Source organism: uncultured Agrobacterium sp. (genome assembly GCF_913777885.1).
Lineage (GTDB): Bacteria > Pseudomonadota > Alphaproteobacteria > Rhizobiales > Rhizobiaceae > Agrobacterium.
This window is the reverse complement of record NZ_CAJYTV010000017.1, coordinates 45,920-71,452: the sequence shown is the minus strand read 5'-3', so window position 1 is coordinate 71,452 and position 25,533 is coordinate 45,920. Positions and strand designations below refer to the sequence as shown.

The window sequence follows — 25,533 nt, the reverse complement described above, 5'->3', positions numbered from 1 at the left end:
GCCGCGTTAGCACAGCTTGATCGATTAATAAACAGAGCGGTGGGCTTTTCGGGAAAGCCAGCTTGAAAGACGCATCAGCCTCTCTGCTCGAGAAGCCATCGGATCTCGGTGGTTTCCGGAAGCTGGAAAGCAACCTCGATCTGCTGCGAAGGCCTTATGCCGGATGCATCCGCCATGAAGACGTCTTCAGCAATCGTAACCTGCCGCGCCGGCGCTGTGAATGTCCAGGCCGTACCATCCGGCGCCTGCATCAACACAGTTTCCTCATCTTCCTGAGTAAGCTCGATCAGTGGATGAACATGGAAACGGCAGACTGCCTCGGCCGGCTCGGGCTGCCGCTTTTCCACAAGCCTGATCCAGTCACGCCCCCTGATCTTGTTGCCGGCCGCGTTCAGTTCCAGCTCACGCTGATGAATGTAGCCGAGATTGATATAACCATCGTGAGAGGCGCTCAGTATATCGGCCTTTTTCTCATCGATGCGCCGGTCTACATCGATCTCGTCAATGCCCGCTACGACGACCGGACCGAGAAGGCTGGAATTGGAAATTCGGGCCGATGAACGGTCTGCAATCGTGAGGGTGGTATGGGCGGCGGTGCTACGGCTGACGCGCTTGAAGGCCGCGGACGCATATTGCGGGAAGCCAGAATTGACGATGAAGCGATAACGACCCGAAGAAAGCTCGAAAGATAGGCAGCCGCAATGCGCACTGCGGGATAACTCGATGGACGCAGGCTTACCCGTATCGACGATAACGACCGTGTCGCCGACAGACAGTCGATGATAGTTAAGATCGGGCAGGGACCGCGATGGCTTTCCCGCCGTTTCATCATAGCGCAGAACCGAGGCCAGTTCATTTGCAAGCGTGGCGGTCGTTCCGTTGAACAGGGCCAGATCGCCATCCTGGTGACGAAAGAAGCGGATCGCTGGAAACATGCGATCGATGGCGGGCACCAGGCCTGCAGGCACGTCGTGGCCGAGATTGATGTAGCTTTGCCGAAGCGGAAGCAGATCCAGCAGCAGTTCGAGCATGACGCGCGGATTACGCGATACATGTCCACCGTCCGGAAGGATTTGACGTTCCATTTCATGATCGAGTTTTCGTCCTTGCCGGGCGATCTTCGTGGCACTGTTCGGCATGGAGATTGAGGCCATGGCAAGGGCAATCCGAATCTTAAGGCGGATTTCACCATCCGGCACATGTTTGGCGATCAATCCGAGATAGGCGACATGCAGCCCGATACATTTAAGGAAGCGCCTGTAGAAATTGGTGTCCGCCTTTTGAAGGATCACTGGCGAATGAGAGAGCCAGGACGTCAATCTCTGGGCTGCCAATTCCGGCGTCCAGGCCACGCCGCGAATGCGTTTGCCGTGTAGGCTCATCCATTCCGCCACATGCATCCGGGCACGGTGACCGGCTTCTTCCGATCTGCTGGCCCGTACATGCCTTAGCCAGCCGAACGCGTGCAGCCGCGCTTCAAAGGCGGTTGAAGGAGCCTCGAGCAAAAAGGGAGAAAGACCGCCGGTTTCTAGAATGCGTCCAGCCAGAAAGATCCGCCCATGCACCAGTTCCTGGGCAACATAAGGATCGACGGCACGTAAATCCGTCGGCGCTGCCAAGAGCGCGCTTGGAACTCGGCTGGAAAGCTTCCACAGCTTCAGACGCACGGGTGCGACGGACACCATGATGCGGCTACGGATCGTGCGCAGGACATAAACCGCAACGCTGAAGCGATTGTTCAGAGAGCTCGCCAAACGTGTTTTTCCTGCCTCGCAGAGTTTAAAGCGTGTCGCGATCTTTCAGATGCACTTCCTACGCTTTAGGTCCTCGTTTTTTCGCATGTTTTGATCACAAAACCGCTGCATGCTTTTGCGCGGACCATGCTTTTAGAGAGGGTGCATATGAAGCGCGATGAAAGAAGATGGATAAAGTTTCACGAAAAACTTCATATTCTGTAAACGAATAAAGGGGCAAGCGCACCACACCGAGTCACTTATACAGCATTCGCTGAAAAATTGGGCGGGAACGAGAGACACGTTCGCACACCCGTGGAGAATATCAGGAAGCGCCACGATCAAGGTTCACGGCTGACAGCACCAAATACCGGGCCGAGTGCGATTTAGCAGGAGTTTATGAGGCGGCTTTTTTACGCAGCACCGTAGCGTAAAATCCATCCACACCGCCAAACATGTCCGGGATCGTGCGCAAATCACCATCATCATTGATGGCAGTTTCCATGCCTGGCAGATCTTTCGCTTCGACCCGGACTCGTTCCAAACGTGGATCGGATGAAAGCACGCGCCCCACCATTTCCTCTCCCTCTGAGGGATCAAGGGAACAGTTGGAGAAGATAATCATGCCGCCGTCGTTGACCAGCGTCACAGCGTGGCGCAGCATCTGCTCCTGAAGCGTAGCAAGTTTGGCGATATCCTTCTCATCCTTGGTCCAACTGACATCGGGGTGTTTACGCATCGTGCCGGTGGACGAGCAGGGAGCATCAAGTAGGACTGCGTCGAACAACGCGTCCGGTTGAAACTTCAGCATGTTGGCTTCGACCGTTTCGGCTTCGAATCCAAGCCGCTCAAGATTGGCGCGAAGTCGTTTCAGACGATTTCCCGATTGATCCAGCGCCGTGACCTTGGCCCCTGCAAGAATGAGCTGGGCGGTCTTGCCGCCAGGTGCCGCACAAAGATCCGCAACGCGCTTGCCATACAGGTCTCCCATCAGCCGTACTGGCATGCTGGCAGAAAAGTCCTGCACCCACCACTCGCCTTCAGCAAAACCCGGCAGGGCAGAAACCTGGCCTTCGAATGCTCCAAGCCGCACACTGCCATTCGGCAGAACGGTTCCGCCCAGCACCTGCGCCCAATGTGCGGGATCGGATTTGACAGTAATATCGATAGAGGAGGGCAAAAGCTGAGAGGCCGCGATACGCGACGCTGTCTCTTCGCCATAGGCCTTTACCAATCTGCCATAGAACCAGTCCGGAAGCACCGCAATGGCCTCTATTGCCGCCATGACCGTGTCTTTCTCGCGGCCAAGGCGGCGTAACACGGCGTTGACAAGTTTGACAAAACGCTTGTTGCGCGGATCGCGGTGCGCCTGTTCCACGGCCAGATCGACTGCAGAGTGATCGGGGACATCGAGGTAGAGCATCTGGGCGACGGCAACCACTAGAACATGATGCAAGGAGCGGGCGCCTTGGGGCAAAGGCCCGTCCAGCATCATGGAGATCGCGGCTTCGATTCTCGGCAAGTGACGCAACGCGCTGTTGACGATAGCGCGGACCAATGCGCGATCCGCAAGGTTAAGAGCGCGGTAGGCTGGATTTCCGTGTTCCGCATCCATCATTCCGTCAAGAGACGTCTTCTTGTCGATGACGGCAGAAATGATCTTTGCCGCCGCCATACGGGCCGGCAGCCCCGGCTTCCATTCCCCATCTGACCCACCCACGTCGGACGGCGCAGGCTTTCTCTTGTTAAACTTGGGCCGGGCAGGGGCGTTGGATGATGTCAAGACCAGGGACCTTTTTGCGGATTGTTTGTGCCACGACCGGTTGTCGGAACGGAACGTGATTTGCGCACGGCATTACCACTTGTGGCGCGATAGGTCGATGCCTGGCTGAACTCTTGCGACAGGGCGTGAAGCGCTGCAATCCGGTTATCCGTATTCGGATGGGTAGAAAACAGGTTGTCCATTCGTTCGCCTGACAGCGGGTTGATGATAAACATGTGCGCTGTGGCAGGATTACGCTCAGCGTCGTTGTTATGAATGTGTTGGGCAGCCCCGGCAATCTTCTGCAAAGCAGAGGCAAGCCAAAGCGGATTGCCACAGATTTCGGCACCGCGTCGATCCGCTGAATATTCGCGTGTGCGGCTAATCGCCATCTGTACCAGCATGGCTGCAAGCGGAGCGACGATCATCGCAACGAGAACGCCGATGAATCCAAGCGGATTGTTGTTCTCACGATTGCCGCCAAAGAAGAAGGCGAAGTTGCCGAGCATGGAAATCGCCCCGGCAAGCGTAGCGGTTATCGTCATCGTCAAGGTGTCGCGGTTCTGAATATGCGCCAGTTCATGCGCCATGACGCCTGCGACTTCCTGAGGTGTCAACATTTCCATAAGCCCGGTGGAGGCGGCCACTGCTGCATTCTCAGGGTTACGGCCGGTAGCAAAAGCATTGGGCTGCGGATTGTCGTAGACATAGACCTTCGGCATTGGCAGACCAGCATTCTGCGATAGGTCGCGGATCATATGAAAGAATTCCGGCGCGTTTCGTTCATCCACTTCCCGGGCTCGATAGGCTGCAAGCACCATCTTGTCGGAGTTCCAGTACGAGAAGAGGTTCATGCCCGCGGCAATCACCAGCGCGATCATCATTCCGCCCTTGCCGCCAATGAGAAATCCGACACCCATGAAGAGCGCCGTCATAAAGGCCAGAAGCATGGCCGTACGCATCAAATTCATCCAGCATCTCCGTCGAAGCAATCAATTGGCGGCCGAGACTTATCAAACCGGCCAGTTTTCTATAATCTGGTTATAGAGAACTGCTTTTCAATATGCCGTCACGAGGGTGAAGCCCATGCAGAACGCCGATAACGACAATGCGAACGAAGACAAGAAGGTGCTTTCGCCTGCTGCGCAACGCGCATTGCAGGAAGCTGAAGAACGACGTCGAAAAGCCGAGGCATTAAAGCTCCCTCCAGAAACCGGAGGACGCGGCGGAGCGGAACCTGTGCGTTTTGGAGACTATGAGATAAACGGCAGAGCGATCGATTTCTGATCCCTTCCATGGTCCCAGTGCATTTTCTTTTTTAATAACAATTACTTAGTTTGTATTTCAATATGCAAAAGAATCTGAACCACGATGATCGTGGCGCAGCCCGGCGTAATGAAACAGGGAAAAGCGATCTCGGCGCTTCGTATAGGCAGAATTTTTCTGGCAGACACATAGCACTACAGCATCGACTTGCATTGCAGAGCCAAGGATAACACGCAAGACCGTTAACCCCATTGCAGCGTCATGTGAAAAACAGGTCTTCCGCCTCGGCTGGCAAAGAGGAGTGGCCGATGCTATGCCACCAGCCGCCCCCGACATAGTTCTTACAAATCGCGTGATCTGCGACCACTCGTTGTCAGCGCTGCTCCAACAGGCGGCATACAGCTTCAAGCTGCTCCAGCGTCTTGTAATTGATACGCACCTGACCACCATTACCCTTGTGACTGATCGACACGTCGAGACCGAGGGCATCGGAAAGCGTCCGCTCCAGCGCGACTGTGTCGGAATCCTTTTCCGGTTTGCGCGGTTGCATCGGATCAAGCTGCGATCGGATGTCGTTCTGCGCCATACGCTCAGCGTCGCGCACGGATAGACCTTTTGATACGATGGTCTTGGCGAGCGTTGTCGGGTCTGATGTGGATACCAACGCACGGGCGTGACCAGCGGAAAGCGACCCCTCCGACAGCATGTCGCGCACAGGATCAGGAAGCTTAAGAAGACGAAGGCTGTTAGCCACGTGGCTACGGCTCTTGCCGATAATCTCACCCAGATCATTCTGAGTGTAGCCATGTTCAGCGATCAATTGCTCGTAACCCAGCGCTTCTTCGAGCGGGTTCAGGTCGGAGCGCTGAACGTTTTCGACGATTGCAAGCTCAAGCGCGGTCCGATCATCGACATCACGAACGATAACGGGAACTTCGGTGAAACCGGCAAGTTGAGCTGCACGCCAGCGACGTTCACCGGCAATGATTTCAAAACGGTTCTGATCGACAGTCCGAACGACGACCGGCTGGACGATACCATGCTGACGGATCGACGCGGCAAGGTCCTGCAATTCGTTCTCATCGAAATGACGGCGCGGGTTGCGTGGGCTACGCGCGATAAATTCGATAGGAACCGTGCGGTCAGGGCTGATCGCCCGCTGCGGCTCGCCGACAGGAAGGGGCTGATCCATCTCACCTATGAGGGCAGCAAGACCGCGACCCAAACGACGTTTGGAAAGATCGTCACTCATATTTTACTCCGTACCAAATCTCGAAGACCAACCGATCTTCAGGCAGCCTTGCGCAGGCGCTCTCTCTGAATGACCTCTGAGGCTAGCTGCAGATAAGCCTGGCTGCCAGCGCATTTCAGATCATAGAGAATGGCAGGCTTACCATAGGACGGCGCTTCGGACACACGCACATTTCGCGGAATGAGCGTATGGTAAACCTTATCGCCCAGATGGGTCCTCACATCGTTGACGACTTGCTGCGCCAGATTGTTGCGTGCATCGAACATCGTCAAAACGATGCCCTGGATATCGAGACCCGGATTTACCGTTCCGCGAATCTGATTGACCGTGTCCAGCAACTGACTCAGACCTTCCAGCGCAAAAAATTCGCATTGCAGTGGCACGAGCACGGAATGAGCCGTCGCCATCGCATTCATCGTCAGAAGATTGAAGGACGGGGGGCAGTCAAGCAGAATATAGGAATAGGCCATCGCTTCCATGCTCCGCAAAGCATTGCGCAACAGGAAAACGCGGTTCGGCGCATTTGCCACTTCCATTTCTAAGCCAAGCAGATCCATCGTCGACGGAATGATATCGAGGTTGGGAACAGCTGTCGGCACGGCGACTTCAGCCACGCTGTTGGCGCCCACAAGCAAATCGTAGGACGATAATTTTCTTTCCCGACGATCGATACCAAGCCCCGTGCTGGCGTTGCCCTGCGGATCAAGATCAACGACCAGAACCCGCTCGCCAATCGCGGCCAGCGCAGTTGCAAGATTAATGGCCGTCGTGGTTTTACCAACGCCGCCTTTCTGGTTTGCTATCGTAATAATCCGGTTCTTATCAGACATAATGCTGCACCTGGCTTGCTGGATCAGCGCTTCGTCGACAGATTGTGAATCTCGAGAACAACCGAGTCTTCATCGACCGCACTTCGATGTTTTAACAGATCGAACGACCAACGACCACGGGCTTTCGCAACCTCAGTTTCATAATCCCGGCCTTTATTGAGGTAGGCCTTAAGATTTTCATTCTTCGCGGCCCAAGGATGGATATAAGACAGCAAAAGATCCAATTCTGCCAGCGCTCTCGCAGATACAACATCGCATGGGCCGATAATATCGGACGCCGCTTCAATCCGGATAGGATGAACGGAACCCCGAGCTCCAGTCTCCGCCAATGCGATACGGAGAAATGCAGCCTTCTTATGGTTGCTTTCGACAAGATGAACCCAGCCATCCTTGAGTTCAGCAAGAAAAATAGCCGTGATGATACCCGGAAAACCTCCACCACTGCCGAGATCAGCCCAAACCAGAGGCTTCGGAGCGAGTTGGAAAATCTGGGCACTATCGGCAACGTGCCGAGACCAGACGTCCTTCAAAGTCGAAGGCGCGACCAAGTTGGTTGTTGCGTTCCATTTCTTGAAAAGCTCGACGAAGTGCTCGAGCCGGTCCTGTGTTTCACGTGAAACACTTTGGCCGTTTATCGTCATATTGGGACTCGTTAGGGCTGTAAGCGGATTTGCTCCGCTCGCGTATAAGTCCCTTTTTTAATCAGCGCAAGGATCAGAGAGATTGCAGCCGGCGTCATTCCGTCAACACGTGCCGCCTGCGCAATATTGATCGGCTTGGCAGCAATAAGTTTTTGTTTCAATTCGTTAGAGAGGCCGGAGATGGCACCAAACTCGAAACCCTCAGGTATCTGACGATCTTCGTCCCGTTTGATGTCAATGATATCAGCACTTTGCCTCTGCATATATACAGCGTAGCTCGCTTCGATCTCAAGCACCTCTGAAACTCGTGGTGCCAGATCGTTCAGCTCGGGCCATATCGGCTTTAAAGCCTCCAGTGTCATCTCTGGATAAGCCAATAGTTCATAGGCGCTACGACGTTGACCGTCCTGATTGAGCTTTAATCCTTGCTTCGCAGCTTGCGCAGGCGTTATCGCCAATTGCTTCAAGAGCTGTCGGCCAGTCTCCAATGCTCCCGTATAAGCTCTAAACTTCGTGGCACGCTCCTGACCAACGAGTCCGAGATCGAGTGCTGTCGGAGTCAGTCGGAGGTCGGCATTATCCACTCTGAGAGAAAGTCTATATTCGGCTCGAGAGGTAAACATCCTGTAAGGCTCCGTGACGCCTTTAGCTGTAAGATCGTCGATCATCACGCCTATGTAAGAGTCAGTTCGGCTGAAGATATGCGCTTCAGCTCCACCCGCGAGACGAGCAGCATTCAGCCCCGCGACCAGGCCCTGCGCTCCAGCCTCTTCATAACCGGTGGTCCCGTTGATTTGCCCCGCGAGAAATAGACCGGGAACCTTTCTACATTCCAAAGATGGCTTCAACTCACGCGGATCGACATAATCGTATTCGATCGCGTAGCCTGGTTGAAGAATAGAGACGCGCTCAAGCCCCGGAATGGAGTGAATGAACGCTTCTTGCACATGAGCAGGGAGCGACGTTGAAATACCGTTCGGATATACGGTGTGATCATCGAGCCCTTCAGGTTCGAGGAAGATCTGATGGCCGTCGCGCTCCCCAAAACGAACAATTTTATCTTCAATCGATGGGCAATAGCGAGGACCAACCCCTTCGATCTGGCCGGAATACATCGCGGAGAGGTGAATATTATCCTGGATGATCTTGTGGCTTTCGGGCGTCGTACGCGTTACGCCGCAATCGATCTGCTGGTTCGTGATGTGAGACGTCATGAACGAGAAGGGAACGGGCTCTTCATCCGGCCCCTGCTTATCCAACCCAGCCCAATCAATCGTACGACCGTCGAGCCGCGCAGGTGTTCCAGTCTTGAGTCGCCCAAGCGCCAGCCCGGCGCGGGTTAGAGTTTCAGACAATCCAAGTGAGGGTTTCTCGCCAGCACGACCTGCTGGAATCTTTTCGGATCCGATATGAATGAGGCCGCGGAGAAATGTGCCGGTTGTCAATACGACTGCACGACAGGCAATCCTGCGGCCATCGCTGAGGATCACCGCCTCTATCTGTCCGTCCTGAATTTCGACATCGTATGCGTCACCCTCGATAACGCCCAGGTTGTCGGTGTTCGCGATTTCTTTTTGCACGGCCTCGCGGTAAAGACGCCGGTCCGCCTGTGTGCGAGGGCCGCGAACAGCAGGTCCCTTCTTGCGGTTGAGCATCCTAAACTGAATGCCACCTGCGTCCGCCATCCGGCCCATCAAACCGTCTAGAGCGTCAATTTCCCGGACAAGATGACCCTTGCCTAATCCGCCGATCGCCGGATTACAGGACATGACGCCAATAGTGTCTCGCTTGTGGGTTAAGAGGGCGGTCAGAGCGCCGTAACGCGCTGACGCAGCCGCAGCTTCACTGCCAGCATGACCACCACCAATGACGACGACATCATAAACCATCGAATTTCCAACAAAGAACGAGGCGAAGGGACGCCTTGTGTTTCACGTGAATCATTTACCGATGCAGAACTCGGAAAATATGACGCCTAGCAAGTCTTCAACGTCGACCCTGCCGGTGATACGTCCTAGCGACGTCGCTGCCAGACGAAGGTACTCCGAACGGATCGCAAGTTCCATACCTTCAGAATTTAGCGCATCCCTAACATAGTCCAGCGTCTCTTCAAGCCGTTTTTTATGCCTTGATCGTGCAGGCATCAGGCTCCCAGCAATTCCAACCCTCTGATCGATCGCAGTTTTGACCGCCGACTTTAACGCATCTAGGCCCAACCCCGTTTTCGCGGAGATGACGAGATCGGCTTGTTCAGGATTATGGGATACCAGATCAGCTTTCGTCCGCACGAGTAGACTGTGAGCATGAGGCGTTGCGACAAAATGTTCCGCCTCCGAATCGATATCCGTAAGGTAAAGAACGAGATCGGCTTGGCTCGCCGTGCGCTCTGCGCGCTTGATACCCTCTTGCTCCACGATATCGGTCGCATCGCGCAGCCCCGCAGTATCGAACAGTGTTACAAGGTAGCCATCTATGTCGAGATCGACGCTGAGTACGTCGCGAGTGGTGCCGGCTATCTCTGTCACGATCGCCACCTCACGACCACTTAGAGCATTCATCAAGCTCGATTTTCCGACATTTGGAGCACCCAAAAGAGCGACCCTAAAACCATCTCGGATAATCTCAGCCCCTTGCCCATCCGCCAAATGGCGCGCAAGCTCACCTTCCAGACTACGAACGGAAGCCCAGACCTGACCCGCCACAGAATCCGGCACATCATCCTCGTCAGCAAAATCAAGTTCTGCTTCGATCAAGGCTCTGCAGCGCGTCAACTGATTTGCCCAGCCGTCATAGAGCGCAGACGCATGGCCGCTGCTCTGTTCCACCGCGAGGCGGCGCTGCATTTCCGTTTCGGCTTGGAGGAGATCGGCAAGACCCTCTACCTCGACAAGGTCCATCTTGCCATTATCGAAGGCGCGTCTTGAGAACTCTCCAGCGTCTGCGGGACGTAACCCAGGCATCGTTTCCAAGAGCGCGAATATTGCCGCGACCACCGCCCGACTCCCATGAACATGGAGTTCGACACAGTCCTCTCCCGTAAATGAGTGAGGGGAGGGGAACTGAAGAACAAGCGCTTGGTCTATAACATCACCGTTACGGCCACGAATCGTTTTCAGACCAACTTGGCGCGGAGGAGGCAGCTCATCACCCGCCAAGCCTCGTAAGGCGTCGAGGGCGCTACGCCCACTTATCCTGATGATTGCGACCCCTGCAGGGAGCGATCCGCTGGATAGAGCATAAATCGTATCAGTCGAGTAGGACATGCCAACGCTCACTTCTTGCATCGGCTCCAAGGTCGAAGCGGCCTTTGACGAGCATGATGCCACGAGTCAAACGAATAGAGCGTCCACAGCAAACGGCGCGTCGCGCTCCAAATAAAATGGCCGCGCCCGGTTCAGGAGCGCAGCCCGTAATTCGCCGCGAGAATCCGGCTAATTAGATTATGTGTTCATCGAGTCGAAGAAGTCGCCATTGTTCTTCGTCTGCTTGAGCTTGTCGATAAGGAATTCGATAGCATCGGTTGTGCCCATCGGAGCCAGAATACGGCGAAGGACGAAGATCTTCTGAAGATCCTGACGCGGCACCAACAGGTCTTCCTTACGGGTGCCGGACTTAAGAATATCCATGGCAGGGAAGATACGCTTGTCGGCGACCTTGCGATCAAGCACGATTTCGGAGTTACCCGTACCCTTGAATTCTTCGAAGATCACTTCGTCCATACGGCTACCGGTATCGATCAGGGCCGTGGCAATGATGGTGAGCGAGCCACCTTCTTCAATGTTACGTGCAGCACCAAAGAAACGCTTTGGACGCTGAAGCGCATTGGCGTCGACACCACCTGTCAGAACCTTGCCGGAAGAAGGCACGACGGTGTTATAGGCGCGACCAAGGCGGGTAATCGAATCCAGCAGAATCACCACATCGCGACCATGCTCGACAAGACGCTTGGCCTTTTCGATCACCATTTCCGCGACCTGGACGTGGCGCACCGCAGGCTCGTCGAAGGTCGAGGATACGACTTCGCCCTTTACCGAACGCTGCATATCGGTCACTTCTTCGGGCCGTTCATCGATCAGAAGAACGATGAGGTAGCATTCCGGATGGTTCGCTGTGATCGAGTGAGCGATGTTCTGAAGGAGAACCGTCTTACCGGTTCTTGGGGGCGCGACGATCAGACCGCGCTGGCCCTTGCCGAGGGGCGCAACAAGATCGATGACGCGAGACGACAGATCCTTGGACGTTGGAACATCAAGTTCCATCTTGAAACGCTCATTCGGGTAGAGCGGCGTTAGGTTGTCGAAGTGGACCTTGTGACGGATCTTTTCGGGATCATCGAAATTGATCGTGTTGACCTTGAGAAGCGCGAAATAGCGCTCCCCTTCCTTCGGTCCACGGATAGGGCCTTCGACCGTATCGCCGGTCTTCAGCGAGAAGCGGCGGATCTGGGAGGGCGAGATATAGATATCATCGGGGCCGGGCAGATAGTTGGCATTGGCAGAGCGGAGAAAGCCGAAGCCATCCTGTAGAACTTCTACGACGCCTTCCCCGATGATCTCGACATCCTGGCTTGCCAGCATCTTGAGAATAGCGAACATGAGTTCCTGCTTGCGCATGGTGCTCGCATTTTCAACTTCCAGGGATTCGGCAAACGTCAGCAAATCGGTCGGAGATTTGCTTTTGAGTTCCTGTAGCTTCATTTCAGCCATGAAGAGAAAGACCGTCTTTAAAAATATGTGGGGGAGCGGCGTGTTCGCGAATCAGCTTCTGAGGTGCAACCGCAGCCGTCTGAATAATTCACATGCCAGGAGATGAGTGGGCTGAAAATAGCGTTTCGGGCCCGCCGCCGCAAGAGCAAAGCAACAATTCCGGGAAAATTATCGTGATCGTCAGTTATCCGAACGGTTTCACAACCACAAGTATGACTATGACGATCATGAGAACCGTAGGAACCTCGTTCATCAACCGCCAGTGACGGGCAGAACGTCTGTCTTCATCCCGGCCGAAGGCTTTTGCACTACGGCTGAAATAAACATGGGTCGCCGTCAAAGCGATCACCAGAGCAATTTTGGCGTGAAGCCAGCCACCGGTGAAGCCATAGACAGACCATGCGAGATAGAGGCCAAGAACCCACGTCACCATCATGGCGGGGTTCATGATCAGCCTTACCAGCCGCTGTTCCATCACCTTGAAGGTTTCAGACTGTGCTGAGCCGATAGGCGCATCCGTATGGTAGATGAAGAGCCGCGGCAGGTAGAGAAGACCCGCCATCCATGAGATGACAGCCACAATGTGCAGAGCCTTGATCCAGAGATAGGCGTCCGCCGGATCGACATGCAGGATCAGCGCGATAAAGCCGATGAAGACGGCGAGAGCGGCCGCAGCACGAAGATGCGTTTTACGGCCCGCCGTCGCCGAAATCTGCTTGTCCTCGCTCACAGTGAGGCTCCATGAGCTCGCACCCTCGCCACCAGACGGGCCACGTTTTCGGGATCGGCCTGCGGCGTAATACCGTGGCCGAGATTGAAGATTAACGGTCCATGGCCGAGAGATTGCAGGATCGAATCAATCCCGTCCTCTAACGGCTTGCCACCGGCAATCATCAACATGGGATCGAGATTACCCTGAACAGGGCCGTCTTGTTGCAACTCGCGCGCAAAGGACAGTGGCACGCTCCAGTCGAGACCGATCGCATCAGCTCCGGTCTTGCGTCGGTAGTCTTTCAACAAAATGCCGGCGCCCTTGGCAAAGGCAATGATCCTGGCATCTGGCCTGCGCGCGCGGACGGACTGGATGATCCTCGCCACCGGTTTGACCGCATAAGCCTCAAACTCCTTCTCTCCCAACACCCCTGCCCAGGAATCGAAGATCTGCACGGCGTCAGCACCGGCATCGAGTTGCGCCACCAGGTAGTCCGCCGAAACCTCCGCCAGAAACGCCAGAAGCTTTTCCATAGCATGTGGATGCTGATAGCCGAAAAGCCGGGCAGGTGCCTGATCGGGCGTGCCATGACCTGCAATCATGTAGGTCGCAACGGTCCACGGCGCACCGCAGAAGCCAAGCAGCGTGGTCTGCTGAGGCAATTCAGCGCGCAGTTTGCCGACAGCTCTGAAGACCGGATCGAGATAACCGATAACAGCTGAGGCATCCAGGGCATCGATTTCAGATGCGCTGATGGGATCCATCTGCGGTCCCTTGCCTTCGGAGAAACTGACGTTCCGCTTCAAAGCATCCGGGACGACCAGAATATCGGAAAAGAGGATTGCAGCATCGAGGCCAAAGCGGCGGATCGGCTGAAGCGTGACTTCGGTTGCAAGCTCCGGATTGTAACAGAGGTCCAGGAAACTTCCTGCGACCTTTCGCGTTTCCCTGTACTCCGGAAGGTATCTTCCAGCCTGTCTCATAAGCCAGACAGGAGGAGGGCTTACGGTTTCTCCGTTCAAAACCCTCATGACGTTCCGTTCGATCATTGCGCGCAGCTCTTCCAAATAAAAAAACAAAGAGATTTAAAAGATTTTCTATTTCTTAGAGTCGGTGAGTAGCAAGGATTAAAAACTTTCAAGCTGATATGCCGCAGTGGGCGGATCGCCTTGGCTCCTGTGTGATCATTACACGCGTTTCTTCAGCATTCCTTGGGAAATCCAATTTTCGCATTAATTTTCAAAACCTTGTCATACGTCCCTTTGTGAGACGAGCTGTGGATAACAGGGGGACAACATGAAAGATGTTTTTCTTTATCCCAACGATTCACAGCAGCCTTTCTGCTTGCTACACCAAACAGTGAAGTGTGGATAAGTGGGCGGTTTTCCGCCACGCAGGATCGACCGCGCGCGCCATGTCGGACTTGTCCAGCTTTATCAACAGGGAGGCAAAAACAGCGTGGAGAATAAAAAAAACTTCTTCCATCTGCACCTGATATCGGACTCGACCGGAGAGACTCTGATGTCTGCCGGGCGGGCTGTATCGGCGCAGTTCCACGCGTCCATGCCGATTGAACATGTCTATCCGATGATCCGAAATCAAAAGCAGTTGCAGGCGGTGGTAGAAGAGATCGATCGCCAGCCCGGCATTGTGCTTTACACCATCGTCGATCAGCAGCTGTCGTCCTTCCTAGAACTTCAATGCCACGCGCTTGGTGTCCCTTGCGTCAATGTACTGGAACCCATCATCGGCATTTTTCAGACCTATCTCGGGGCAACCTCACGCCGGCGCGTTGGTGCGCAGCATGCACTGAATGCAGATTACTTCGCCCGTATCGAAGCGCTGAATTTCGCCATGGATCATGACGATGGACAGATGCCGGAGCATTATGATGAGGCGGATGTCGTCATCATCGGGATCAGCCGCACCTCGAAAACGCCGACGAGCATCTATCTCGCCAACCGCGGCATCAAGACCGCGAATATACCGGTTGTGCCGAACGTTCCCCTGCCTGACAGCATCTATACGGCCACGAAACCGTTGATCGTAGGACTTGTCGCAACCTCCGACAGAATATCGCAAATCCGCGAAAACCGGGAACTTGGAGCAACGGGTGGCTTCGACCGGGGACAATATATCGACAGGGCCACAATCATGGAAGAGTTGAAATATGCCCGGGCGCTCTGTGCTCGCAACAACTGGCCTCTGATTGATGTCACACGGCGCTCCATCGAAGAGACGGCCGCTGCTATCCTTGCCCTGCGCCAACGGACACGCTAATCCGAATCCCGACATTCATCGGAGACAACCATGACGTCCGAACTGATCCTTGCATCCTCAAGCGCCTCGCGCCAGATGCTCATGCGCAATGCAGGTCTTACATTTTCCAGCATCCCGGCGCAAATTGATGAGCGCGCAATCGACACAAAGCTCGAGCAAGACGGCGCCGCTCCCGAGGTTATTGCTCTGGAGCTCGCTAAGGCCAAGGCTATTGCCGTCAGTCTTTTACATCCGGAAGCCTTCGTGATCGGTTCGGACCAGACGATGTCGCTCGGCGACCGAATCTACCACAAGGCGAAAGATATGGCGCAGGCGCACGCCAACGTCCTGTCACTGTCTGGAAAGACGCATCGTCTGAATTGTGGCGTAGCACTCGCGAAGAATGGCGCAGTAATCTGGGATACCGTCAGCATTGCCAAGATGACGGTGCGTGAACTGTCTGCCGATTATGTGTCGCGCTACCTCGAACGATCCGGCTCGCAAGTGCTGTCCAGCGTGGGAGCCTACCAGTTGGAGGGAGAAGGAATCCAGCTATTCAGTTCGATCGAGGGAGACTACTTTACAATCTTGGGGCTGCCGCTCCTTCCTCTGCTGGCGCAATTACGGGAGCTTAGGGTGATCGATGGCTGATTCACGTGAAACATTAACCAAAAATGCTTTCGTCGTTGGCTACCCAATCAAGCACTCGCGTTCGCCGCTCATTCACAACTTCTGGCTCAAACAGTTTCAGATCGACGGTAACTACGGAGCGGTAGAAAAATCGCCGGAGGAATTTCCCTCGTTTCTCGCTTCTTTGAAGGGCACCGATACGCCTTATGTTGGTGGGAACGTGACGATTCCCCACAAGGAATCTGCCTACAGACTCGCAGACAGGCCGGACGATCTGGCTGAAGAGCTCGGTGCTGCCAATACGGTTTGGGTTGAGGATGGACTGATCCACGCCACCAACACGGACGGTTTTGGCTTTCTTGCCAATCTGGATGACAGACATCCGGGATGGGACAAGAGCGGCAAGGCATTGGTGCTGGGGGCAGGGGGCGCCAGCCGCGCTGTAATTCAGGCTATCCGCAATCGCGGTATTTCCGAAATCCATGTGGTCAATCGCACCGTGGAACGAGCGCGGGAACTCGCAGACCGGTTCGGTCCAGCCGTCCACGGGCACCCGATGGAAGCGCTTGCGGAAGTGTCGAAGGATTGCGGGCTTTTCGTCAACACCACCTCGCTGGGCATGGATGGGACGGACGTGAGGAATATTGACTTTTCACCATTGGCAGAAAACGCCGTTGTGACAGATATCGTCTATGTGCCTCTGAAAACGCCTATTCTCGATATGGCAGAGAGGCAGGGATTTGAAACCGTCGACGGGCTCGGCATGCTTCTTCATCAGGCGCGTCCAGGCTTCGATAAGTGGTTCGGCGTCAGGCCGGACGTTACGTCGAACCTTCGGTCGATGATCATCGCGGATATGGAAGAACACGCATGATTGTCATCGGTCTGACCGGCTCAATAGGAATGGGAAAGACCACAACTGCCAAGCTCTTTGCCGACGAGGGTGTACCAGTCTGCGACTCAGACGCCGTGGTTCATGATCTTTATCGCTCCGAGGCCGTTTCTCCGATTGCTGTCGCTTTCCCGCAAGCGGTGCAAGAGGGCAGGGTGAACCGTGACATTCTAAGCCATATCCTACGTGAGAATCCGGCTCAGTTTTCGGTTCTGGAGAGCATTGTCCACCCACTCGTTCGCAGCAAGCAGGACGCATTCGTCGCCCAGCATAAGCAAAATGGCGAAGCGGTCGCGCTTCTGGATATTCCTCTGTTGTTCGAGACGAAGGCGGAGAGCCGCGTCGATGTTGTTGTGGTGGCCAGTTGCTCGCCAAAAATCCAGCGGGAACGTGTGTTGTCGCGTCCTGGCATGACAGAAGAGAAATTCGCGATGATCCTGTCCCGGCAGATGCCGGATGTGGACAAGCGTCGAAAAGCCGATTTCATCATTGATACGGGACGTGGTATCGAGGACGCGAGAATGCAGGTTCGCTCGGTGCTTCGAGCGCTCTCGCAACGGACTTAAAACTCCGTACGCGACCTTGCGAAACTAGCGGTCATATCAGAAGGGCAGTCATTCCGATGCGCGAAATCATTTTCGATACGGAAACCACAGGTCTGGAATCCAAATTCGATCGTATCATCGAAATTGGCGGGATCGAGCTGATCAATCATTTTCCGACCGGAAGAAGCATCCATATCTACATCAATCCGGAGGACCGGAAAGTCCATCCCGATGCGCTTGCAGTCCACGGCATCACCGATGAGTTTCTGCAGGATAAGCCCAAATTCGCCGAGGTTGTGGACCAGATTCGAGAATTCTTCGATGGTGCCCGCTGGGTAGCGCACAATGCCACCTTCGATATGGGTTTCGTCAATGCGGAATTTGCGCGCCTTGGCATTGAGCCTGTATCGCCGGAATGGGTAACCGATACGCTTGCGCTTGCGCGCCGCAAACATCCGATGGGTCCGAACTCCCTGGACGCGCTCTGCCGTCGATATGGTGTCGATAACTCGCGTCGCGACAAACACGGAGCGCTTCTTGACTCCGAACTTCTGGCCGACGTCTATATCGAGATGATCGGTGGCCGGCAGACGGCACTTGGATTCGGCTCTGCGTCTAAAACGCAAATCACCGCACAAGAGGATGATCGTCCTACGCCACCGCTGCAGCGCGAGCGGCCACTGCCGTCACGCCTTGATGTGCAGGCGCTAGCCGCGCACGAAAAGCTTTTGCAGTCGATGGGTGAGAAGGCGATTTGGAATAAATACCGCCAGCCTTCTTGAACTCTCTGCGCAAGACACCGGACAACAAAAAACCCGGGCTCGATGAACCCGGGTTACATAATGATCTTGGGCGATCCGATCAGTTCGGGACGGCCTGAACCTGAGAGCGGGCCTGTTCTTCGGCAACGCGCTGGGCAAACATCTGTGCGAAATCGATCGGGTCGATCATCAAAGGCGGGAAGCCACCATTGCGCGTCACGTCTGCGATGATTTGACGGGCGAATGGGAAGAGCAGTCTCGGGCACTCGATAAAGAGAACCGGCAGCATGTGTTCCTGCGGGAAACCGGTGATGCGGAAGACGCCGCCGTAGGTCAGCTCGGCCACGAACAGAACCTTGTCGCCATCCTTGGCTTCTGCATTCAGCGTCAAGACGACGTCGAAGTCGGAACCGGAAATCGGGTTTGCATTGACGTTGACGTTGATGTTGATCGAAGGCGCGCCATCACGAGCCTGAAGCGAACGCGGCGCACCCGGATTTTCGAACGAAAGATCCTTTGTGTACTGGGTCAGAATATTGAGAGACGGCGCCGCGCCGTTCTGTGCGCCATTTTCAGTGGTCATGATGTGCCTCGTAAAGTGAATGCCGTGAATGCCGTCTATCATCTGGACCCGAGGCTTACAACCCTCCGGCGCCCTCCGGCAGACTTACTCTCTGGGTAGATTGCGGTCATTGCGATCGGGTGACCAGGGTGAATTGTTCGGACCTTCGCGATGAAAATCGTCCTCGTCCAGATCGACCACCTTTGACGATGTCGAACCACGCGGAGCATTGCGAAAACCGCCACGAGCAAAATCCGCAACGATGATATTGGGTCGAAAGATCGTCCAGAAAAACCGGCGCACCGCCGGCACGAGCAGCAAGACCCCGATAATATCGGTGAAAAATCCCGGAACGAAAAGGAGGATACCAGCGATGACACGCATGCCGCCGCTGACAAGCGCCTCTGCCGGCTGGTCGCCCGTACGTCCCGCATTTTGCAGATTTCGCACCATACCCAGACCACCATTGCGCAGAATGATGAGGCCCAGCATTGAGGTCAGGATGATCAATGCCAGTGTCGGCCACAGGCCGATTGCCTTCCCGACCACGATAAAGCCGGCAATTTCCAGAATGGGCATCAAAAGCACGATGATCGGCAGCAGTGAGAAACGCATATTTCTAGCCTTGCGTGTTGGATAGTGAGCAGAAAACCGATCTGCAGGAACCGCCGATTGAATCTGCATATTTGAAGATTGATCGGATGAAGACTATATGATGGTTCAACATTGGATTTAAATGGTGGTTTCGGTAAAAGATGGGCTCAAGCGACTTCATAACATTGTTTTTCCTTGTGGCGGCGGTGCTGATCTTTTTCCAGCTTCGCAGTGTGCTTGGCCGCCGCACCGGCAACGAGAAGCCGCCATTCGATCCTTTCAGCGCCCGTGAAACAGCAAAAGCGCCAAATGACGATAACAAGGTCGTTACCTTGGCGAAGCGTGGCGAAACGGATGAAAACCGTTTCGCTGGCGTGGACATGATCGCGCCGGCCGGTTCTGCTCTGAATGATTCCCTGCGCCAGCTTGTCGAGAGCGATCCGTCTTTCCAGCCGAAGGAATTTCTCAACGGCGCCCGGATGGCTTATGAAATGATCGTCATGGCCTTTGCGGACGGCGATCGGGACACATTGAAGAACCTTCTTTCCAAGGAAGTCTATGACGGCTTCGATGTGGCGATCTCCGAACGTGAAAAGCGCGGCGAAGTGGTGAAGTCCACCTTTGTCGGCATCGAGAAAATCGATATCACACAGGCAACGGTGCGCGGATCCGAGGAACAGATTACGCTGCGCATCATCAGCCAGTTGATTTCCGCCACCTATGATAAGGATGGCAAGCTGGTGGATGGTGATGCGGAGAACGTATCCGAAGTCGACGACATCTGGACCTTCTCTCGCGATATTCGTTCTCGCGATCCAAACTGGAAGCTGATCGCGACTGAATCCGAAGCATGATCACGACGAGAGATTTTCACCTTCAAAAGGTGTCGTTCGATAAGTTGGAGGGCTGGGGGCAAGATGACCCCTCAGCCCTTTTTGCCACGATGGGCGATATCCTGGCCCACCTGAATAAGGGCAAGCCCTACCGCAGTGCAAGCCTCGGTCTTTCGGCCGAGGATCTCACGGTGCTGCTGGAAAAGGCAACGACGGCAAAGATCGACACGGCCGATCAGGCGCGCGCCTTCTTCGAGGAGAACTGCGTTCCCTTTCGGATTGTCCTGGCGGACGAAAAGCGTGGCTTCGTCACCGCGTTTTATGAGCCGGAACTGGAGGTTTCGGCAGTCCGGGACGAGGTCTGGAAATATCCGATCTACAACCGCCCGGGTGATCTGGTCGATATTGATGACAGCAACCGCCCGTCCACTATCGATCCCTATTATGCCTTCGCTCTAGAAAGGAACGGCCAGATTTCCGAATATCCGGATCGACGGCAGATCGATCAGGGCTATCTTGAAGGCAGGGGGCTCGAAATTGCCTTTGCTAAATCCAAGGTCGATCTGTTTTTCGTCCACGTCCAGGGTGCCGCGAGGCTGAAATTTACCGACGGGTCGCTGAAACGCGTGACTTATGCGGCCAAGGCTGGCCATCACTTCTCCCCGATCGGTCGCCTGTTATTGGATCGCGGAGATCTCGATCCTGCCACCGTCTCGATGCAGACGATCCGTCAGTGGCTTGCCGATCATCCCGACCAGGTGGATGAGGTCCTTTGGCATAATCGGTCCTACATATTCTTTCGCGAGGCGGACGTAGACGGGCTGGAGCTCGGGCCGATCGCTGCTGCTAAAGTGCCTCTTGTCGCTGGACGATCGCTCGCCGTCGACCGCTTGATCCACACCTTCGGTTTTCCTTTTTTCATCCAGTCGCAGAGCCTGACCCATTTGGATGGCGGAAAGCCGTTTGCCCGTTTGATGCTGGCGCTCGACACCGGCTCCGCAATCGTCGGACCCGCACGAGGCGATATCTTCACCGGTTCGGGAGATGAGGCTGGCGAACTTGCAGGCACCGTGCGCAATCACGCGGATTTCACTATACTCATCCCCAAAGAGGCTGCGGAAAGGTATCTCTGATGAAGGGTGGGCGCAAACTCGGCAAGGAGGAGCGCGTGCTGTGGGGCAAGGTTGCCCGCACAGCGCGGCCGATCTCCGGTCGCATGGAAGATCTGCTGGTCTTCGAGGACGTCGAGGCGGATCCGGCCCCTAATCCGCCCATCGCATCCGCCAAGCCCATTCCGCCATTCCCGCAGATGATTATAGAACCTGTGCCAGAGTCTTCCGCGCCAGGGGTGAAAAAGGATCGTGTGCATCACCCATTGGAAAAGCCGGTAAAGCGCAAGCTCACGCGCGGTCGACTGGCGCTCGAAGCACGTATCGACCTTCACGGCATGTTCCAGAGCGAGGCGCATGCGGTGCTTCTCGATTTTCTCGTGCGCGCGCATGAGCGCGGTTTGCGTCACGTGCTGGTGATCACCGGTAAAGGTCGGTCTATGGGCAGCGATGGGGCATTGAAGCGCGCGGTACCCATGTGGTTCTCTAAGCCGGAGTACCGCCACCTGATCTCCTCTTACGAGGATGCTTCCATGAACCATGGCGGCGATGGCGCGCTGTATGTGCGGCTGTCCCGCAGGCGGGGAGACAAGTCGTGACGCCCTTCGCCGAAGCCGTTCGGCGTCTGCGCGAGCAGAAGGGCGTGACGCAGAAAGACATGGCTTTTGCCATCGGTGTGTCGCCCGCTTATCTTTCGGCACTCGAACATGGGAAGCGGGGTACACCGAGCTTCGACCTGTTGCAGCGCATCGCCGGCTACTTCAACATCATCTGGGATGATGCTGAGGAGTTGTTCCGCCTCGCCGGCACTTCGCATCCCCGTGTCATCATCGATACGGTCGGTCTTCCGCCTGAATATACCGCTCTTGCCAATGCGCTTGCGCATGATATTCGCAAGCTGCCCCGGACTGTGATAGACGAATTGTCAGCCGTGCTGCAAAAAGGCCGTTCTTGTGACTGAAAGTCGCGCTATCCCCTGTTTTATCGAGGGTTTGAGGGGCGCAGACTTTGGATATCGGGACGGAATTCCTATAGTCGGCCAACCGGATTGAAAGTGATTCGCTGCGATTGCGCGCCCGAAAAGCGGTACGCTCTGGCAGCGCCCATTGGAAAGAATGCTTATGACTGAAACACCGTCGAGCGAAAACAGCGTGAATACGGAATATGGAGCCGATTCGATCAAGGTTCTCAAGGGCCTTGATGCTGTGCGCAAACGTCCCGGGATGTATATCGGGGATACTGACGATGGGTCCGGTCTCCACCACATGGTCTATGAAGTGGTGGACAACGCGATCGACGAGGCGCTTGCCGGTCATGCCGATCTCGTCACCGTGACGTTGAATGCCGATGGCTCCGTCACCGTGACGGACAACGGCCGCGGTATCCCGACCGACATTCATACGGGCGAGGGCGTCTCGGCTGCGGAAGTGATCATGACGCAGCTCCATGCCGGCGGCAAGTTCGACCAGAACTCCTATAAGGTATCCGGCGGTCTGCATGGCGTCGGCGTTTCGGTCGTCAACGCTCTCTCCGTCTGGCTGAAGCTGCGTATTCGCCGCAACGGCAAGGTCCACGAAATCTCCTTCACCCATGGCGTCGCGGACAAGCCACTGGAAGTGATCGGCGAATATGAAGGCCGCTCGGGCACGGAAGTCACCTTCCTGGCAAGCTCCGACACCTTCACGATGACGGAATACAACTACGCTACGCTTGAGCATCGCCTGCGCGAACTTGCCTTCCTCAACTCTGGCGTTCGCATTCTGCTTACTGACAAGCGCCACTCCGACATCAAGCAGGAGGAGATGGTTTACGATGGCGGTCTGGAAGCTTTCGTACGGTATCTCGACCGCGCCAAGAAGCCGCTGGTCGACAAACCAGTTGCCATTCGTGGCGAAAAGGACGGCATCACGGTCGAAGTCGCCATGTGGTGGAACGACAGCTACCACGAGAATGTGCTTTGCTTCACCAATAACATTCCCCAGCGCGATGGCGGCACGCATATGGCGGGCTTCCGCGGCGCGCTGACACGTCAGGTCACCTCCTATGCGGATAGTTCAGGTATCACCAAAAAGGAAAAGGTCTCGCTTCAGGGCGAAGACTGCCGTGAAGGCCTGACGGCCGTTCTCTCGGTCAAGGTGCCGGATCCGAAATTTTCCTCGCAGACCAAGGACAAGCTCGTTTCGTCCGAAGTGCGCCCTGTCGTCGAAAACCTCGTCAACGAGGCGCTCAGCACGTGGTTCGAAGAGCACCCGACAGAAGCAAAGATTCTCGTCGGCAAGGTGGTGGAAGCTGCCGTTGCGCGCGAGGCCGCACGCAAGGCCCGCGAATTGACCCGCCGCAAGGGCGCACTCGATATCGCCTCGTTGCCGGGGAAGCTTGCAGATTGCTCTGAGCGCGATCCGGCAAAATCCGAACTCTTCCTCGTCGAGGGTGACTCCGCCGGTGGGTCAGCCAAGCAGGGACGCTCGCGTGAAACGCAGGCCATCCTGCCTCTGCGCGGTAAGATCCTCAACGTGGAGCGCGCCCGCTTCGACAAGATGCTGTCCAGCCAGGAAATCGGCACGCTGATTACCGCGCTCGGCACCTCGATCGGCAAGGACGAATTCAACGCGGACAAGCTACGTTACCACAAGATCATCATCATGACCGATGCTGACGTGGACGGCGCCCATATTCGCACCCTGCTCCTGACATTCTTCTTCCGCCAGATGCCGGAACTGATCGAACGCGGCCATCTCTACATTGCTCAGCCTCCGCTTTACAAGGTAACGCGCGGCAAGTCCGTCCAGTATCTGAAAGACGAAAAGGCGCTGGAAGACTACCTGATTTCGATGGGTATCGAAGAAGCATCGCTGACGCTTGGCTCCGGTGAGGTGCGCGTCGGCCAGGATCTGCGCGAAGTCATTGCTGACGCCGTTCGCATGCGCTCGCTGATCGACGGCCTGCATTCCCGATATAATCGTTCGGTCGTGGAACAGGCGGCCATTGCTGGTGCGCTCAATCCGGAACTCTCCGCCGACGCCAGCCAGGCAGAAGCCACGGTTGCGGAAGTTTCCCGTCGTCTGGATATGATCGCCGAAGAGACAGAGCGCGGCTGGTCTGGCGAGGTTCTGGCCGATGGTGGCTTGCGCTTCCAGCGCATGGTTCGTGGTGTCAAGGAACTTTCGACGATCGATATCGGCCTGCTCGGCTCCGCCGACGCCCGCCACATCGACCAGCTGGCCGCACGAAGCCGTGAGGTCTATGCGACTGTTCCGGTCTTGCAGCGGAAGGATGGAAGTCTGCAGATTTCCGGTCCTCGCGCGCTTCTTGAAGCCATCTTCGCAGCTGGCCGCAAGGGCCTTTCCATGCAGCGATATAAGGGTCTTGGTGAAATGAATGCCGAGCAGCTATGGGAAACCACGCTCGACGCCAACGTTCGTTCGCTGCTGCAGGTCAAGGTCAATGATGCGACCGATGCCGATGGCCTGTTCGCCCGTCTGATGGGCGATGAGGTGGAACCACGCCGCGACTTCATCCAGGAAAACGCGCTGAGCGTCGCAAACCTCGATATATGATTTTGCTGTGGATCGTGTCGGCGCACGATTCACGTGAAACAGTTTATTAAGAAACCCGGCTTCGATGCCGGGTTTTTTATTGGCGAGAGGGAAGAAGGCTTCGGTTACGCTCAAGCTGGAGGCTCAAGAATCCGGCTAATCGGTAAACCCCGGCGAGTCAGTCCGCGTCGCCTGTGAACTTGCCTTCGAATGCGATCTGCGAGAGTGGAAGCCTCTGGCTCGGGACTTCGCGTTCCGCAAGGTCGTCAGGGAGCGTGCTTTTATGCGCGATCTTTCCGATAGCAACCATGGCTTCAACGGCGTAACCTTCCGGGACACCCAGCTGGTCGACGATCTTGTCCTTGAATATGCCTGCCATGCCGTGGGCGTGATAGCCAAGCTTGTGCGCCTGCATTGCGAGAGCAAACCAGGCCGCGCCCGCGTCGAAGGAGTGCGTCGCTGCTGGCTTCTTTTCACCGTCGCGGAGATTGTAGGTACGCGACAGAATGACGATCAGGGCAGATGAATTCTTGGCCCAGCGCTGATTGCCCTCCATGAGAAGGCCAACAAAGTCCTCCCACTCAGCCGATCCATTCAACCCGTAGACAAAACGCCAAGGCTGTTGGTTGGAAGCCGAAGGTGCCCAACGCGCGGCATCGAGAATGGTCAACACATCGTCCTTCGGCATTGGCTTGCCGTCATAAGCGCGAGGGGACCAGCGATCGAGGAAAAGAGGATCGACGGGGTAATCTGTGTCACGCGAATTGCTGGTCGTCATGATGTGTCCTTATCAATAAGAGAGGAAGGCAGATGCGATCGTATTTTTGCGGCCTCTTCATGGTCAAGGGGTGACAAGGATAAATAGTTCGTTCATATATGCATCATCTTGTCTGACAACTGGGAGAGATCC

Annotated in this window: 25 protein-coding genes; 11 read left to right on the top strand and 14 right to left on the bottom strand. The window is 55.5% G+C overall.

All coding sequences use genetic code 11. The features are described from left to right. Positions 1–74 precede the first annotated feature (74 nt). The 3 genes from QZ869_RS15550 to htpX form a co-directional block, all read right to left on the bottom strand. Entirely contained in the window at positions 75–1,685 is a 1,611-nt protein-coding gene (locus QZ869_RS15550) for a heparinase II/III family protein (RefSeq protein ID WP_296106065.1), read from the bottom strand. Between the two features lie 445 nt (positions 1,686–2,130). Beyond that, entirely contained in the window at positions 2,131–3,453 is a 1,323-nt protein-coding gene (locus QZ869_RS15545) for an RsmB/NOP family class I SAM-dependent RNA methyltransferase (RefSeq protein ID WP_296106063.1), read from the bottom strand. A gap of 59 nt (positions 3,454–3,512) precedes the next feature. Then, positions 3,513–4,466, bottom strand: a complete 954-nt coding sequence (gene htpX / locus QZ869_RS15540; protein WP_296034974.1) for a zinc metalloprotease HtpX — start codon at positions 4,464–4,466, stop codon at positions 3,513–3,515. 115 nt (positions 4,467–4,581) lie between these two features. On the opposite strand from htpX, the gene QZ869_RS15535 reads away from it, so the two are divergent. Beyond that, on the top strand, positions 4,582–4,782 hold the full coding sequence (locus QZ869_RS15535) for a DUF1674 domain-containing protein (RefSeq protein WP_296077921.1): 201 nt from the start codon (positions 4,582–4,584) through the stop codon (positions 4,780–4,782). A 352-nt stretch (positions 4,783–5,134) separates the two neighbouring features. Here the strand turns inward: QZ869_RS15535 and QZ869_RS15530 are convergent, their stop codons facing one another. From QZ869_RS15530 to hemE, 8 genes are all read right to left on the bottom strand, one after another. After that, entirely contained in the window at positions 5,135–6,013 is an 879-nt protein-coding gene (locus QZ869_RS15530) for a ParB/RepB/Spo0J family partition protein (protein WP_296016150.1), read from the bottom strand. Positions 6,014–6,051: 38 nt separating this feature from the next. Continuing rightward, the gene (locus tag QZ869_RS15525; RefSeq protein ID WP_296106061.1) at positions 6,052–6,846 is read right to left on the bottom strand and encodes a ParA family protein; all 795 of its coding nucleotides are present in this window, start codon (positions 6,844–6,846) and stop codon (positions 6,052–6,054) included. Between the two features lie 20 nt (positions 6,847–6,866). Beyond that, complete coding sequence (rsmG, locus tag QZ869_RS15520; protein ID WP_296034979.1) at positions 6,867–7,484, bottom strand: 16S rRNA (guanine(527)-N(7))-methyltransferase RsmG; 618 nt, start codon at positions 7,482–7,484, stop codon at positions 6,867–6,869. Positions 7,485–7,495: 11 nt separating this feature from the next. Next, a complete protein-coding gene (mnmG, locus tag QZ869_RS15515) occupies positions 7,496–9,373 on the bottom strand; it encodes a tRNA uridine-5-carboxymethylaminomethyl(34) synthesis enzyme MnmG (RefSeq protein WP_296105798.1) in 1,878 nt (625 codons plus the stop codon). A 51-nt stretch (positions 9,374–9,424) separates the two neighbouring features. After that, positions 9,425–10,747, bottom strand: a complete 1,323-nt coding sequence (gene mnmE, locus QZ869_RS15510) for a tRNA uridine-5-carboxymethylaminomethyl(34) synthesis GTPase MnmE (protein ID WP_296105796.1) — start codon at positions 10,745–10,747, stop codon at positions 9,425–9,427. Between the two features lie 177 nt (positions 10,748–10,924). Then, complete coding sequence (gene rho, locus QZ869_RS15505) at positions 10,925–12,190, bottom strand: transcription termination factor Rho (protein WP_296016142.1); 1,266 nt, start codon at positions 12,188–12,190, stop codon at positions 10,925–10,927. Positions 12,191–12,374: 184 nt separating this feature from the next. Further along, positions 12,375–12,920 (bottom strand): protoporphyrinogen oxidase HemJ, encoded by a 546-nt coding sequence (gene hemJ / locus QZ869_RS15500; RefSeq protein ID WP_296105794.1) that lies wholly within the window; start codon positions 12,918–12,920, stop codon positions 12,375–12,377. Next, positions 12,917–13,951 (bottom strand): uroporphyrinogen decarboxylase, encoded by a 1,035-nt coding sequence (gene hemE, locus QZ869_RS15495; protein ID WP_296105792.1) that lies wholly within the window; start codon positions 13,949–13,951, stop codon positions 12,917–12,919. The genes hemJ and hemE overlap by 4 nt, the downstream gene beginning before the upstream one ends. A gap of 409 nt (positions 13,952–14,360) precedes the next feature. Between hemE and QZ869_RS15490 the strand changes: the two genes are divergently transcribed. From QZ869_RS15490 to dnaQ, 5 genes are read left to right on the top strand one after another with little or no spacing between them, the layout of a single operon-like run. Then, positions 14,361–15,182 (top strand): pyruvate, water dikinase regulatory protein, encoded by an 822-nt coding sequence (locus QZ869_RS15490; protein WP_296016135.1) that lies wholly within the window; start codon positions 14,361–14,363, stop codon positions 15,180–15,182. Between the two features lie 30 nt (positions 15,183–15,212). Then, the gene (locus tag QZ869_RS15485; RefSeq protein WP_296105790.1) at positions 15,213–15,812 is read left to right on the top strand and encodes a Maf-like protein; all 600 of its coding nucleotides are present in this window, start codon (positions 15,213–15,215) and stop codon (positions 15,810–15,812) included. Next, entirely contained in the window at positions 15,805–16,665 is an 861-nt protein-coding gene (locus QZ869_RS15480; protein WP_296105787.1) for a shikimate dehydrogenase, read from the top strand. The genes QZ869_RS15485 and QZ869_RS15480 overlap by 8 nt, the downstream gene beginning before the upstream one ends. Continuing rightward, positions 16,662–17,249, top strand: a complete 588-nt coding sequence (gene coaE, locus QZ869_RS15475; RefSeq protein ID WP_296105785.1) for a dephospho-CoA kinase — start codon at positions 16,662–16,664, stop codon at positions 17,247–17,249. Before QZ869_RS15480 ends, coaE begins: the two co-directional genes overlap by 4 nt. 56 nt (positions 17,250–17,305) lie before the next feature. After that, positions 17,306–18,010 (top strand): DNA polymerase III subunit epsilon, encoded by a 705-nt coding sequence (gene dnaQ / locus QZ869_RS15470; RefSeq protein ID WP_296077910.1) that lies wholly within the window; start codon positions 17,306–17,308, stop codon positions 18,008–18,010. 79 nt (positions 18,011–18,089) lie between these two features. Here the strand turns inward: dnaQ and secB are convergent, their stop codons facing one another. Next, positions 18,090–18,572, bottom strand: a complete 483-nt coding sequence (gene secB / locus QZ869_RS15465; RefSeq protein ID WP_296016126.1) for a protein-export chaperone SecB — start codon at positions 18,570–18,572, stop codon at positions 18,090–18,092. A gap of 84 nt (positions 18,573–18,656) precedes the next feature. After that, a complete protein-coding gene (locus tag QZ869_RS15460; RefSeq protein ID WP_296105784.1) occupies positions 18,657–19,166 on the bottom strand; it encodes an FxsA family protein in 510 nt (169 codons plus the stop codon). Positions 19,167–19,306: 140 nt separating this feature from the next. Between QZ869_RS15460 and QZ869_RS15455 the strand changes: the two genes are divergently transcribed. From QZ869_RS15455 to gyrB, 5 genes are all read left to right on the top strand, one after another. Further along, positions 19,307–19,999 (top strand): Tim44/TimA family putative adaptor protein, encoded by a 693-nt coding sequence (locus QZ869_RS15455; protein WP_296105783.1) that lies wholly within the window; start codon positions 19,307–19,309, stop codon positions 19,997–19,999. Further along, a complete protein-coding gene (locus QZ869_RS15450; RefSeq protein ID WP_296105781.1) occupies positions 19,996–21,111 on the top strand; it encodes a murein transglycosylase A in 1,116 nt (371 codons plus the stop codon). The genes QZ869_RS15455 and QZ869_RS15450 overlap by 4 nt, the downstream gene beginning before the upstream one ends. Then, positions 21,111–21,686, top strand: a complete 576-nt coding sequence (locus QZ869_RS15445) for a Smr/MutS family protein (protein ID WP_296035008.1) — start codon at positions 21,111–21,113, stop codon at positions 21,684–21,686. Before QZ869_RS15450 ends, QZ869_RS15445 begins: the two co-directional genes overlap by 1 nt. Further along, positions 21,683–22,048: a helix-turn-helix domain-containing protein gene (locus tag QZ869_RS15440; protein ID WP_296077902.1), complete on the top strand. Its 366-nt coding sequence runs from the start codon at positions 21,683–21,685 to the stop codon at positions 22,046–22,048. Before QZ869_RS15445 ends, QZ869_RS15440 begins: the two co-directional genes overlap by 4 nt. Positions 22,049–22,208: 160 nt before the next feature. Next, positions 22,209–24,644, top strand: coding sequence for a DNA topoisomerase (ATP-hydrolyzing) subunit B (gyrB, locus tag QZ869_RS15435; protein WP_296016115.1), 2,436 nt, complete (start codon positions 22,209–22,211; stop codon positions 24,642–24,644). 157 nt (positions 24,645–24,801) lie between these two features. Here the strand turns inward: gyrB and QZ869_RS15430 are convergent, their stop codons facing one another. Further along, positions 24,802–25,401, bottom strand: coding sequence for a nitroreductase family protein (locus QZ869_RS15430; protein ID WP_296077900.1), 600 nt, complete (start codon positions 25,399–25,401; stop codon positions 24,802–24,804). Between the last annotated feature and the right edge of the window lie 132 nt (positions 25,402–25,533).